Origin of the sequence: Ferrovum myxofaciens, from assembly GCF_000735045.1 — a bacterium.
Classification (GTDB): Bacteria; Pseudomonadota; Gammaproteobacteria; order Burkholderiales; family Ferrovaceae; genus Ferrovum; species Ferrovum myxofaciens.
In genome coordinates, this window is the sequence record NZ_JPOQ01000074.1 from 17,145 (window position 1) to 29,160 (window position 12,016).

Annotated in this window: 11 protein-coding genes; 8 read left to right on the forward strand and 3 right to left on the reverse strand. The window is 56.2% G+C overall.

Features of this window, described 5'->3' with window-relative positions:
• The first annotated feature begins 7 nt into the window (after window positions 1-7).
• Genes IV91_RS0109100 through lpxC form a run of 4 tightly spaced genes read left to right on the forward strand, consistent with a single transcriptional unit; the run spans window position 8 to window position 4,190 of the window.
• On the forward strand, window positions 8-796 hold the full coding sequence (locus IV91_RS0109100) for a cell division protein FtsQ/DivIB (protein ID WP_160171558.1): 789 nt from the start codon (window positions 8-10) through the stop codon (window positions 794-796).
• Between the two features lie 3 nt (window positions 797-799).
• Complete coding sequence (gene ftsA / locus IV91_RS0109105) at window positions 800-2,044, forward strand: cell division protein FtsA (protein ID WP_031597771.1); 1,245 nt, start codon at window positions 800-802, stop codon at window positions 2,042-2,044.
• A gap of 39 nt (window positions 2,045-2,083) precedes the next feature.
• Window positions 2,084-3,238 (forward strand): cell division protein FtsZ, encoded by a 1,155-nt coding sequence (gene ftsZ, locus IV91_RS0109110; protein WP_035417592.1) that lies wholly within the window; start codon window positions 2,084-2,086, stop codon window positions 3,236-3,238.
• Between the two features lie 28 nt (window positions 3,239-3,266).
• Complete coding sequence (gene lpxC, locus IV91_RS0109115; RefSeq protein WP_031597773.1) at window positions 3,267-4,190, forward strand: UDP-3-O-acyl-N-acetylglucosamine deacetylase; 924 nt, start codon at window positions 3,267-3,269, stop codon at window positions 4,188-4,190.
• Here the strand turns inward: lpxC and IV91_RS0109120 are convergent.
• A complete protein-coding gene (locus IV91_RS0109120) occupies window positions 4,175-4,645 on the reverse strand; it encodes a DciA family protein (RefSeq protein ID WP_031597774.1) in 471 nt (156 codons plus the stop codon). The two genes, lpxC and IV91_RS0109120, sit on opposite strands and share 16 nt — an antisense overlap.
• 76 nt (window positions 4,646-4,721) lie before the next feature.
• Here IV91_RS0109120 and secA point away from each other — a divergent pair, with 76 nt between their 5' ends.
• Genes secA through IV91_RS0109135 form a run of 3 tightly spaced genes read left to right on the forward strand, consistent with a single transcriptional unit; the run spans window position 4,722 to window position 9,662 of the window.
• Window positions 4,722-7,448, forward strand: a complete 2,727-nt coding sequence (gene secA / locus IV91_RS0109125) for a preprotein translocase subunit SecA (protein WP_031597775.1) — start codon at window positions 4,722-4,724, stop codon at window positions 7,446-7,448.
• Window positions 7,449-7,457: 9 nt separating this feature from the next.
• Entirely contained in the window at window positions 7,458-8,675 is a 1,218-nt protein-coding gene (gene argJ / locus IV91_RS0109130; protein WP_031597776.1) for a bifunctional glutamate N-acetyltransferase/amino-acid acetyltransferase ArgJ, read from the forward strand.
• Window positions 8,676-8,678: 3 nt separating this feature from the next.
• Window positions 8,679-9,662, forward strand: a complete 984-nt coding sequence (locus IV91_RS0109135) for a Nudix family hydrolase (protein WP_035417595.1) — start codon at window positions 8,679-8,681, stop codon at window positions 9,660-9,662.
• On the opposite strand, the gene IV91_RS0109140 is transcribed toward IV91_RS0109135, so the two are convergent.
• The gene (locus IV91_RS0109140; protein ID WP_031597778.1) at window positions 9,659-10,543 is read right to left on the reverse strand and encodes a lysophospholipid acyltransferase family protein; all 885 of its coding nucleotides are present in this window, start codon (window positions 10,541-10,543) and stop codon (window positions 9,659-9,661) included. The two genes, IV91_RS0109135 and IV91_RS0109140, sit on opposite strands and share 4 nt — an antisense overlap.
• A gap of 11 nt (window positions 10,544-10,554) precedes the next feature.
• Window positions 10,555-11,457, reverse strand: a complete 903-nt coding sequence (gene ygfZ, locus IV91_RS0109145) for a CAF17-like 4Fe-4S cluster assembly/insertion protein YgfZ (protein ID WP_031597779.1) — start codon at window positions 11,455-11,457, stop codon at window positions 10,555-10,557.
• Between the two features lie 74 nt (window positions 11,458-11,531).
• Between ygfZ and IV91_RS0109150 the strand changes: the two genes are divergently transcribed.
• Window positions 11,532-11,987, forward strand: coding sequence for a hypothetical protein (locus tag IV91_RS0109150; protein WP_031597780.1), 456 nt, complete (start codon window positions 11,532-11,534; stop codon window positions 11,985-11,987).
• The last annotated feature ends 29 nt before the right edge of the window (window positions 11,988-12,016 follow it).

A 12,016-nucleotide genomic window follows, 5' to 3' on the forward strand; every position in this document is an offset into this window, starting at 1 on the left:
AAGGGAATTGAGAAACTCTGGTCGGCAAGGATCGTCCCAACGCCATTCCGCGCTGGAAACCCCGGGTTTTCTGGGGCGGGTACGGAGTTGGGTGGGCGCCCACTGGCGTGGGTGGGTGGCGGTGTGCCTCCTGCTGTTTTTTATTGCGGGGGTGAAAGTGGGCCTGCACTGGGTGATTCATCGTCCCTTTTTTCAGATTCAACACACGGTGATTCGTGGAAACCTGCATCAAGTCGACCCGGCGTTGGTTACCAAGGCCGCACAACGGGTTCAGGGGGATTTCTTTACGGTGGATCTGGGGGCGGCTGCGGCAGAATTGAAAACCATTCCCTGGGTACGGGTGGTTCATTTGCACAGGATCTGGCCCAATGCCCTGGAAGTACAGGTGGAGGAACAAATCCCTGCCGCTTATTGGGGGGATGAGGGACTGCTCAATATTTTCGGCGAGCCCTTTGTGGCGGACTATCTGGGGGAGTTGCCCCATCTTTCCGGACCGCGCGAGGCGGGTCCGGAAATGCTCCAGGCCCTGAATAGATTCAACCGCGATCTTGAACCCCTGGGACGGTCTGTGGCAGGCCTGGTGCTGAGCGAACGGGGCGCCTGGACCTTGACGCTGGATGACGGTTCCCATTGGTTGTTGGGACGTGAACCCGACGCAGCACGCTGGCAACGCTTTTTGAAGGCATGGCCTGAATTGCATCAAAATGGCGTGATCCCTGCAGGGGGCACTGTGGATTTGCGTTATGCCAATGGATTTACGGTGCGCGGTCCAAGACCCGTGTCAAAAGAGGACTGAGAAATGTTGACGACACATCGTGAAAACCGTTCTCTGATCGTGGCTCTGGACGTGGGTACCTCAAAAATTGTTGCGGTGGTGGCTGAGATTAATCCGGAGGAAACGGCGTACGAAATCATTGGATTCGGACAAGTACCTTCCAAGGGTTTGCGCCGTGGCGTGGTCGTGGATATCGAGTTGGCCGTCCAATCCATCCAGCGTGTGCTTGAAGAGGCCGAATTGATGGCCAATGTCAAAATTCGGGAAGTCATCACCGGAATTGCGGGAAGTCATGTCAGAAGCAAGAACAGTCATGGGATGGTGGCGATCCAGAACAAGGAAGTGACTCCGGGAGATGTGGAACGGGTCCTGGAAACGGCACGGGCGGTGAATATTCCTAACGATGAACAGGTATTGCATGTTTTAACCCAGGAATTCATCATCGACGGCCAGGAAGATGTGCGCGAACCGGTGGGAATGAGTGGATTGCGCATGGAAGTACGCGTGCACATCATCACGGGATCGGTCTCCGCCACTCAGAACATTATGCGGTGTATCCGGCGTTGTGGGCTGGAGGTGAGTGAATTGATCCTACAGCCCCTGGCTTCTGCCCGGTCTGTGGTGACTTCCGATGAAAAGGATCTGGGGGTCTGTCTGGTGGACATCGGAGGCGGAACTACGGATATCGCGGTATTCGTCAAGGGAGCCATTCGCCATACTGCGGTGATTCCTTTGGGAGGAGACCAGATCACCAGCGATATTGCCATGGCTCTGCGCACCCCCCTGGCGGCGGCAGAGGAGATCAAAATTCAGCAGGGGTGTGCCTTGCGTCAACTGGTGGAAGGCGATCAAAAGGTGGCTGTTCCTGGGGTAGGAGAACGGGGGATGCGTCAGATGGCGCGTCAGACACTGGTAGAAGTGATCGAACCGCGGGTGGAAGAGATGTTTTCCCTGGTGCTGACCGAGTTACGTACCAGTCGGCAGTTGGACCTGATTCCCTCCGGAGTGGTGCTGACGGGGGGGAGTAGTGCCCTGGAAGGAATGCTGGAATTGGGGGAAGAGATTTTTCATGTCCCCGTGCGGTTGGGCGTGCCTTTTTATCGCGGACCGTTGGCGGATGTGGTGCGTAAGCCCCAGTTTGCCACGGTCATGGGATTGTTGGCTTTTGGCTTTGAGGAACACCAGAAGGCGCGGGGGGGGCGATCCAGCCTTCTGACGCTGGGGTATTCCTGGGAACGAATCAAGCACTGGTTCAAAAGTTCATTTTGAGTGGTGGAGTTGGGTACAATCTGTGGAGAGAGGTGAATCATGGCAAACTTTGAAATTCAGGAATGTCCAATGTTGGATGCGGTAATCAAGGTAATCGGCGTGGGGGGGTGCGGAGGAAATGCCGTGGCCCATATGGTGGAACAGGGGGTATCCGGGGTCGAATTCATTGCCATGAATACCGACAGTCAGGCACTGCGACGCAGTCGTGCGACCCATCAGGTGCAACTGGGTGAAACTCTTACCAAGGGACTGGGTGCCGGGGCAAATCCTGACGTGGGACGGCAGGCGGCTCTGGCGGATCGTGAACGGATCGCGGAAATGGTGTCCGGTGCAGATATGCTTTTCATCACGGCGGGAATGGGCGGCGGGACCGGAACCGGAGCTGCGCCTATCGTGGCTGAAATTGCTCGTGAAATGGGAATATTAACAGTGGCTGTGGTGACCAAACCTTTCGAGTTCGAAGGGCGACGGATGAAGTCAGCCCTCGAAGGAATCGAGCAGTTATCCCAGTATGTCGATTCGCTGATCATCATTCCCAACGAGAAATTGCTGCAGGTATTGGGCAATGAAGTGAGCATGCTGGAAGCTTATCATGCCGCCAATGATGTCCTTCAGGGGGCCGTGGCCGGGATTGCGGAAGTGATCAATTGTCCGGGTATGGTTAACGTGGATTTTGCCGATGTGCGTACGGTTATGTCGGAAATGGGGGTGGCCATGATGGGCTCCGCCAAGGTTGGAGGTATCGATCGGGCAAATATGGCTGCTCAACAGGCCATTGCCAGTCCCTTGCTGGAAGATGTGAACCTGACCGGAGCGCGGGGTGTACTGGTGAATATCACGGCCAGTGCCAGCATGAAACTGAAGGAAGTTCATGATGTCATGAATACGATCCGTTCCTTTACGGCTGAGGATGCGACGGTGATTTTTGGCAGTGTGGTGGATGAAACGATGGGTGACGAACTGCGGGTCACCATTGTGGCCACGGGATTGGGGGGGAGTGCGCGGCGGGCACAGAAGCCATTGACCGTGGTTCGGACGGGAACGGACAATGCGCCGCTGATTTTGGGGCAGGAAGGAACCCACGCCTCCGTGATTCGCACCGCCCGCAATAGCCATAACGTTGTGGAAGCCATGCGCGAAAATGGTGTGGATCTCTATGATATCCCGGCATTTCTCCGGAAGCAGGCAGATTAATCAGAATAGAAACGTTTATACTGGAAGCATGGGACAACAGCGTACACTCAAGTCTTCTGTCCGGACCAGCGGCGTAGGGCTCCACACGGGAGTCAAGGTGGAAATCAACCTCTGTCCGGCGGGTGTGGACCAGGGCATTCGTTTCATTCGGACCGATTTGCCTGGGCGGCCCGAGGTCCCTGCCCTGGCGGATTTTGTGACGGATACCCGTCTTTCCACCCTGATCGAGCAGGGCGAGGCCAAGGTCAGTACGGTGGAACATTTGATGTCCGCGCTGGCTGGTTTGGGCGTGGACAATGCCCGGGTGGAAATTTCAGGGCCGGAAGTGCCCATTCTGGATGGGAGTTCGGCGCCTTTCGTCTTTTTGTTGCAATCCACCGGATTGGTGGAGCAGTCTGCGCCCCGTCGTTATATCCGGATTCTCGAACCGGTGGAAGTAGTGCAGGGCGACAAGGTGGCACGTTTTGAACCCTATGATGGGTTTCGCGTTACCTATGAGGGGCATTTCGATCATCCTGCCATTACCGCGACGGGGTCCTCCGTGACTGTCGATTTTACGCACACCTCTTACGTTCGTGAGGTGGCGCGGGCACGAACTTTCGGATTTACGCGCGAAGTGGAGTATCTGCGTCACCAAGGGTTGGCGCTGGGAGGAAGCATGGACAATGCCATCGTGATGGATGAATTTCGGGTGCTCAACGCAGATGGTCTGCGTTATGCCGATGAGTTTTTGAGGCACAAGATACTGGATGCAGTGGGCGATCTTTATCTGCTGGGGCATCCGCTGATTGGGTCGTTCACCGGTTTCAAATCGGGACACGCGTTGAATAATCTGGCAGCACGTGCCCTGTGGTCGCAACGTTCGGCCTGGACTTGGGTGACCCTGGCCCCAGGACAACAGGCCCCTTCCTCTTTCATAGAACCTTTGCCGCAGATTCAGCCCTCCTTTTGAGGACGGCCACGCTGGCGGAGGAGGGAATGAATGGCGTTTTGCAAGGGGGAGGGCGTCAATACCTCGGCCAGTTCTTCAAATTCCTGCAAGGTACGCACCGTGAGATCCTGCGTAGGGGATGAGGGAAAGCGAGTAACGGTGGGACGCAGGGTAACTTTCAGTGTGGGGGAGGGTGCGAGTCCCAGTTTGGCGACCAGTGAGGGGCCGAGTTGCCGTAAGCGTGCGGCTACCGCATTGAGGGAAGTTTCAACGCGGAGCACAGCTCCTTCATCTTCCAGACGGGTAATGTAGGCTAAATTTTTCAATTCCTGGGGAAGGCACCGTTGAAAACGGCTATTCAGTTCCCGGATTTGTTCGATCTTTGGCAGGTAAGGCGCCAAGCCTTCTTGTTGGTTCAAAAGATGTGATAGGGACAAAAAAGGCATGGCCAGGTCGTGCTCACTTGAAAGACTCATCTCAAACCCCCTTAGTTTACCCTGATTTGGTCTCACTCTCTGGTAGAATCATGGTTTTACCGTCTGCCCGCGCGCCATGTTGACCTCCGTCCTCAAAAAGATTTTCGGCAGTCGTAATGAACGTCTGCTTAAACAATATCGCAAGATTGTCACGCGCATCAATGCACTGGAGAGCAATACACAGGGGTGGGATGATGCGACCCTACAGAGGGCGACGGAAGATTTTCGCCAGCGACTGAAGGCGGGGGAAACGCTCGATGCCCTTTTGCCAGAGGCTTTTGCGGTGGTGAGAGAGGCCTCGCGCCGAGTTCTGGGAATGCGCCATTTTGATGTGCAACTTCTTGGGGGGTTGGCGCTACATTATGGAAAGATTGCAGAAATGCGTACCGGGGAAGGAAAAACCCTGGTGTCTACCTTACCTGCCTACCTCAATGCATTGACGGGGAAGGGCGTCCATGTGGTCACCGTGAATGATTATCTGGCCCGTCGCGATGCAGAATGGATGGGGCGTATTCACCGTTTTCTGGGGTTGTCTGTCGGGGTCAACCTGTCTCAAATGAGTCATGACGACAAGGTGACGGCCTATGCTGCCGACATTACCTATGGGACCAACAATGAATTTGGTTTCGACTATTTGCGCGACAACATGGTGTCCCAAGTGGGTGAGAGGGTACAGCGTTCACTACATTTTGCCATTGTGGACGAAGTGGATTCGATTCTGATCGACGAGGCTCGCACCCCCCTGATCATCTCCGGGCAATCCGAAGACAATACCACGCTGTATCTGCAAATCAATCAATTGATTCCGGAATTGCAACCGCAGGCCACGGAAGAAGGGGAAGGGGATTATTGGGTCGATCTCAAGGCGCATTCGGTCACCCTTTCGGAGCAGGGCCACGAGCGAGCAGAAAATCTGCTGGGCGAGGCCGGACTGTTGCCGGATGGCGCCAGTTTGTACGATCCCGCCCATATTTTGCTCATGCATCATGTGTACGCCGGATTGCGTGCCCACGCCCTGTACCATCGCGATCAGCACTACGTGGTCCAGAACGGAGAAGTCGTGATCGTGGATGAATTCACGGGGCGCATGATGCCGGGGCGCCGTTGGTCCGAAGGAATCCATCAGGCCATTGAAGCCAAGGAGCAGGTGGATATTCAGAATGAATCTCAAACTCTGGCTTCCATTACTTTTCAGAATTATTTCCGACTCTACGAGAAATTGGCGGGAATGACTGGGACAGCCGATACCGAGGCTTTCGAATTCCAGCATATCTATGGCCTGGAAACCGTTTTGATTCCGCCGCACCGTGTGCTCAAACGGCAGGACCGGATGGACCAGGTGTTTCGCAGTGGACGGGAAAAGTTTCAGGCCATTGTGGCGGATGTGCGGGACTGTCATCAACGGGGTCAGCCGGTCTTGGTGGGGACGACCTCCATCGAGGCTTCTGAACTGGTTTCCCGGATGTTGCAACAAGAAAAATTGCCCCATCAGGTGCTGAATGCCAAGCATCATGCCCGGGAAGCCGAAATCGTGGCGCAAGCGGGGCAACCCGGCATGATTACCATTGCGACCAATATGGCAGGGCGAGGAACGGATATCGTGTTGGGGGGAAATCCGGAAGAGGACCAACAACGCATCGAGCAGGATCCTGATTTGACGCTGGAACAACGTCAGGAAAAACAGGTTCTGCTCACGGCCGAATGGAAAGTGCGGCACGAGCAGGTGGTCAGTTTGGGCGGTTTGCACATCATAGGAACCGAACGGCATGAATCCCGGCGTATCGATAACCAGTTGCGCGGGCGTTCGGGAAGGCAGGGAGACCCTGGGTCCAGTCGTTTCTATCTGTCTCTGGAAGATCCGCTTTTGAAAATATTTGCTTCTGATCGGGTGGCCGCCATCATGGACCGATTGAAAATGCCCGAGGGAGAAGCCATTGAACACCCTTGGGTGACTCGTGCCATCGAAAATGCCCAGCGCAAGGTGGAAGCCCGCAATTTTGATGTGCGCAAGCAGTTGCTCGAGTACGATGATGTGGCCAATGATCAGCGCAAGGTTATCTATGGCCAGCGCAAGGAATTGCTGGAAGCCCAGGATATCGCTTCGACTATCCAGGCCATGCGTCAGGATGTACTGGCTATCGAAGTGGCTCGTGCCTTGCCGCCCGATGCGCCGGAGGAAGTTTGGGATATGGAGGGGTTACAACATGCGCTGCGGGAATTTTCCCTTGATTGTCCGATCCGGGATTGGTTGAGCGCAGAGCCCACCCTTAACGATGCGCAAGTGCTGAGCAGAGTTCAGAACATGGCGGAAACGGCTTATCAAAACAAGATTGCGCCCATCGAACCGGGGCTTTGGCACGGTTATGAGCGGGCCGTCATGTTGCAGGTCCTCGATTCCCATTGGCGTGAACATCTGGCCGCCCTCGATCACTTGCGTCAGGGAATACACCTGCGTGGTTATGCCCAGAAGAACCCCAAGCAGGAATACAAGCGTGAAGCATTTGAACTGTTTGGTCTGATGCTCGATGCCATCAAGCGCGAAGTGACCAGGGCGCTTTGTCGCGTGGAAATCACCACCTCGGAAGCGGTGGCGGAGGCCACCGAGCGAGTGGTGGAAGAGGATGAACCGGGACAGGTCAGTTATCAACATGGCGCACTGGCGGTGGGTGACTCTGAAGAGACGATGGACGAACCCCCTGAAAAGCGTGTGCTCTCCGCAGAAGCAAGAATGCGGGTGGGACGCAATGATCCTTGTCCCTGTGGGTCTGGTAAAAAATACAAGCACTGTCACGGTAGATTGTGAGGTCGGAGCATGGGTATTGAAATCAAAGGAAACAAGGTCCTGTACCCGGTGGCAGGGGTGGGTTTGGGGGCCGTGGCGGCAGGTATTCGCAAGACAGGTCGACTGGATTTGCTGTTGGTGACGTTGAGGGAAGGGACCCGGGTGGGTGCGGTATTTACCCGTAATCGGTTTTGTGCGGCACCCGTTCAGATCTGTCGTGAACATTTGAGTCAGAATTTGCCGCGGGCCTTGATCATCAATACGGGATGCGCCAATGCCGGGACGGGCCAGGCCGGACGGGCCGATGCACTACAAACCTGTGCGGAAGTGGCTGCCCAACTGGGACTGAGTACCCAGGCCGTCCTGCCCTTCTCTACGGGGGTCATTCTCGAACGTTTGCCCATGAAGCCCCTCCTGGAAGGAATTCCTCTTGCCGTCGGTCAGTTGAGGGCGGACGCATGGGAAGAGGCTGCGCGCGCGATCATGACCACGGATACTTTTCCCAAGTCGGCTTCTCGTCAAATGACGCTACAGGGACGAAGGGTAACTTTGACGGGTATTTCCAAAGGGGCAGGGATGATTCGTCCCAACATGGCCACCCTGTTGAGTTTCATTGCCACCGATGCCTGTATTTCTGCGCCCTTGTTGCAGCAACTGACGCGGGATGTGGCCGATCAGACCTTCAATCGCATCACGGTGGATGGAGATACGTCGACCAATGATTCCTTTCTTGTCGTGGCCACAGGAGAAGCAGGAAACGAGGAAATCGCCCGGGTGGATGAGGCGTACGAACAACTGTTCGAAGCCGTGAGTGCCCTGGCGCTGGAACTCGCTCATGCGATCATTCGAGATGGGGAAGGGGCCACCAAGTTCATCACGGTGCAGGTGGAAGGCGGGCGGGACGAGGCCGAATGCTTGCAGGTGGCCTATGCCATCAGTCATTCTCCTCTGGTCAAGACGGCTTTTTTTGCCAGCGATCCCAATCTTGGGCGAATTCTGGCCGCCATCGGTTATGCCGGGATCATGGATCTGAACGTGGAGGGGATCCTCTTGTACCTGGATGAGGTTCTGGTGTCTGAGGACGGTGGGCGGGCCTCCAGTTATCGCGAAGAAGAAGGGCAGCGTGTCATGGCGCGCCCCGAGATCACCGTCCGGGTGGTGTTGGGACGGGGTACGGCCACGGCACGGGTCTGGACCTGTGACCTGTCCCATGAATACGTCAGTATCAACGCCGACTATCGGAGTTGATCCATGATTCTTCCGGTGGTGGCCGGAATCCTGTTGAATGGGCGCGGTGGCTATCTTTTGGCGCAACGTCCGCCGGGCAAGATCATGGCGGGATTTTGGGAATTTCCCGGTGGGAAAGTGGAAGCGGGCGAAACCCTGCGCCAGGCACTGGACCGCGAACTGGAAGAAGAGTTGGGCATTCGGGTGAACTGCGCCACGCCCTGGATGAGTCGGCAGTTCGACTATCCCCATGCTCGGGTAGTGGTGAGTTTCTTTCGTGTTCTGGCTTGGTCCGGTACACCCCAGGCTTGTGAATTTCAAAAATTGAGTTGGTTTGATCCGGAAGAGGCTTTGCCCGAAGGGTTTGCTCTTCTGCCGGCTAATTTACCTTTGATTCGTGCACTGTCCCTGCCCCCCGTTTATGGTTTGACACGGGCTCATGAATTGGGGGAGGAGCCTATGCTGGCGGTGATCGATGACGCATGCAGGCGCGGTTTGCGTCTGCTTCAGGTGCGCGAGAAATTTTGGTCGGCTGTACAAATCGCATGCTTTGTACAGAAGATCCGGCAGCGCACCCAACCCTGGCCCCTCCGAATTCTGGTCAATGGAGATCCTGAACTGGCGCAGAGGACGGGGGCCGATGGCGTTCACTTGCCTGCCCGTCTTTTGGAGATCCTGAAAGGTCGTCCGGACTTGCCCTGGGTGGGCGCTTCCTGTCATTCCCGGACTGAGTTGGAACAGGCTCAGGGGTTGGGTGTGGATTTTGCGGTGTTGGGGCCGGTATGTCCCACCCAGACACACCCGGCAGCCCACCCTTTGGGGTGGCCTGAGTTTACAGCCCTGCGGCATGAATCTCCCCTGCCTGTCTATGCCCTAGGGGGGCTCACCGGTCTTGCATTGAATCAAGCCATACAGCAGGGAGCCCAGGGTATTGCCGTGATGCGTGGATTGGAAGATTGGGCAGAGGAGAAGATTCCCTCACATCTCTGTGGTCAGGAATCGGTCTAATCGAGGGGTTGGGGCCAGCGATAGAAGTTGGGGTCGGCAGGAGAAGGGCGTGTGCGGAATCGTTTATGGCTCCAGTAGTATTCTTCCGGATATTGACGGGCCATGGTTTCGATGAACCGATTCATGCGCTGAAGATCCTGAGTCAGATCTGCGCCGGGAAAATCTTCCCAGGGGGGGAAAAACTCCACCTCGTAGCCTTCATGATTGGGCAGGCGGTGGCAAGCGCAGGGGATGACCCGAGCATTGCACTGGCGCACCAGCCAAGGCAGGGTGGGTACCGTGGCTGCGGGAATGCCAAAAAACGGGACGAAGTGGGAGTCCCGTTCCCCAAAATCCATGTCTGGCAGGAAATAAAGTAACCGTCCATCCCGAATGGCCCGAATCAGAGGGCGTAATCCTTTTTTTCGTTCCAGCATGAGCACATCGCCCAAACGGTTACGGGCTGCACGCAAGCGCTGATCGATGAGCGGATCCTTATGGGGGGTAAAAAAGCCCACCCCGCGAAAATGCATTCCGATCAGGGCCCCCTGCATTTCAAGGCCCACCATGTGCGGACTCAGACAAATCACTGGACGGTCGCTGTTCTGCGCATAGTGGGCATTTTTGAAGCGCACGAGGCGTTGGATGCGGGCGGGAGGAGACCACCACAGGATGCCAAGTTCCAGGACACTGCGGATCAGTGCGGTGAGATGGGCACGGGTCAGGCGTTGACGTTGGGCGTGCGACATCTCGGGAAAACAGGCATGCAGATTGATCGCGGTGGTGCGCCTGGCCCGTCCCTGTGCTGCGATAAACCCGAGGGGGATGGCCAGAGCCGCAATGACCCGTAGGGGGAGGCCATGGATCAGCCAGAGCAGTCCCAGGAGCAGACGGGTTCCCATGTTTCTTTCGGTCAGTCAGAAAGAGCGTAGGGCAGCGGGAGAATGCGCAGGGCCTGGGGTGCGGCTTCCTCGGTGACGAGGTTTGAAGATTCCTCGCCAGCGATAATGGCCAGCCCTTCGTATTTGCCCTGCTCGTTTTTGATGCAGGAGAAAACCTCTCCCGTCACTTCACCTCCATGCAGGATCGAGGTTCCCACCGGAACCGCCGAATCCAGAGCAATGTGCAGGGCGCGCCGTTTGACCTTGCCGAGGTAGTGGGTGCGCGCTACGATTTCTTGTCCAGTGTAACAGCCCTTGCGAAAACTGATTCCCCCAATCCGGTCCCAATTCAGCCATTGGGGGATATACCGGTCGGTGGTCAGGGGGGTGACTTCAGCAATGCCTTCGCGCACATTGCCCAATTCCCAGAATTGGGAGGACAGATCAAGGGGAACAGACAGTTCGGCCAGACGCTGGGGTGGAGCAATGATCAGAAGTCGGTCAGGGGAAAGACGCAGGCACCGGACTCCTGGCTGCTCGTCCTGTCGTCCCACCGCCGGTAAAGGGTTCAGGCCGGCAGATTTGGCGACTTCTTCCAGATCCTGTCCCATCAGACCCAGGGCACTGAAATGGGGATGGGCCTCCTCGATCCGTACCTTGGAACGAAGGATGAATGGGCGTAGCCGGGACAGTATGAGTTCACTCATACCCATAGGTGCATCCAGCAGGAAAGTTTCTCCTGTTTTAACGACAAGGGTGGTGAATAAGACCTTTCCCTTGGGAGAGCAATGGGCAGCCCAGCCGAAATTGTCCGGGCCCAGGGTCAATAGATCAAAGGTCAGTTGACCCTGGAGAAAGTGCAGGGCATCCGAACCCGTTACCTGGATCAGGGTACGGTCCTTCAGGGAGATCCAACCGGCAGAAAAATCAAACATGGCAAAATATCCTAAGTGTTCTTGAGCATGCTTCGCTCCACCGTTGTTATGCTTTGATCCACGGAGGGAGGAGCATGACTTCTTCAAGTGCAGAGGGTTTGGAAAGCGCCGGCATGGTCCGGGTCATTCTCGGGCCAGCAGGTTTCTTGTGGGTTCCTTGGAGTCTGGGCAATCTGGTGGGACTCTGGACCCTTTGCCATTGTACCGCCCGTTTGGGGATTCTGGCTTGTTTTGGGGGCTGTGTGCAAGGATTGATTGCTGGATGGGAAGCACGTTCTTTGGCAAAGCGAAGCCAGCACGCAGTGAATCGCCTGGATTTGTCCTGTCGCGGCGAGGTGCTGGTGCATCGTTGTTCTGGGGAGCGGCAGCGTGGACGGGTAGGCGTGGGATGCCGAGTGAGTCCCTTTCTCGTCATTCTGTATTGGCGCGAGGAAACAGGGCGGTATGCGGAACCCGTGGTTTTGGATGAACAGAGTGCTGCCCCGGAAAAATTGCGTAAACTGCGGGTCTTGTTGCGGCATCCGTTATAATTGGAGGTTTATTCCCTCTGAGGGTCCCC

What these genes read in the sequence shown, in the direction of transcription:
- IV91_RS0109140 (WP_031597778.1), bottom strand. Translation starts at nt 10,543, where the DNA reads ATGGGAACCCGTCTGCTCCTGGGACTGCTCTGGCTGATCCATGGCCTC.
- IV91_RS0109120 (WP_031597774.1), bottom strand. Translation starts at nt 4,645, where the DNA reads ATGAGTCTTTCAAGTGAGCACGACCTGGCCATGCCTTTTTTGTCCCTA.
- secA (WP_031597775.1), top strand. Translation starts at nt 4,722, where the DNA reads ATGTTGACCTCCGTCCTCAAAAAGATTTTCGGCAGTCGTAATGAACGT.
- IV91_RS0109135 (WP_035417595.1), top strand. Translation starts at nt 8,679, where the DNA reads ATGATTCTTCCGGTGGTGGCCGGAATCCTGTTGAATGGGCGCGGTGGC.
- ftsA (WP_031597771.1), top strand. Translation starts at nt 800, where the DNA reads ATGTTGACGACACATCGTGAAAACCGTTCTCTGATCGTGGCTCTGGAC.
- IV91_RS0109150 (WP_031597780.1), top strand. Translation starts at nt 11,532, where the DNA reads ATGACTTCTTCAAGTGCAGAGGGTTTGGAAAGCGCCGGCATGGTCCGG.
- ftsZ (WP_035417592.1), top strand. Translation starts at nt 2,084, where the DNA reads ATGGCAAACTTTGAAATTCAGGAATGTCCAATGTTGGATGCGGTAATC.
- ygfZ (WP_031597779.1), bottom strand. Translation starts at nt 11,457, where the DNA reads ATGTTTGATTTTTCTGCCGGTTGGATCTCCCTGAAGGACCGTACCCTG.
- argJ (WP_031597776.1), top strand. Translation starts at nt 7,458, where the DNA reads ATGGGTATTGAAATCAAAGGAAACAAGGTCCTGTACCCGGTGGCAGGG.
- lpxC (WP_031597773.1), top strand. Translation starts at nt 3,267, where the DNA reads ATGGGACAACAGCGTACACTCAAGTCTTCTGTCCGGACCAGCGGCGTA.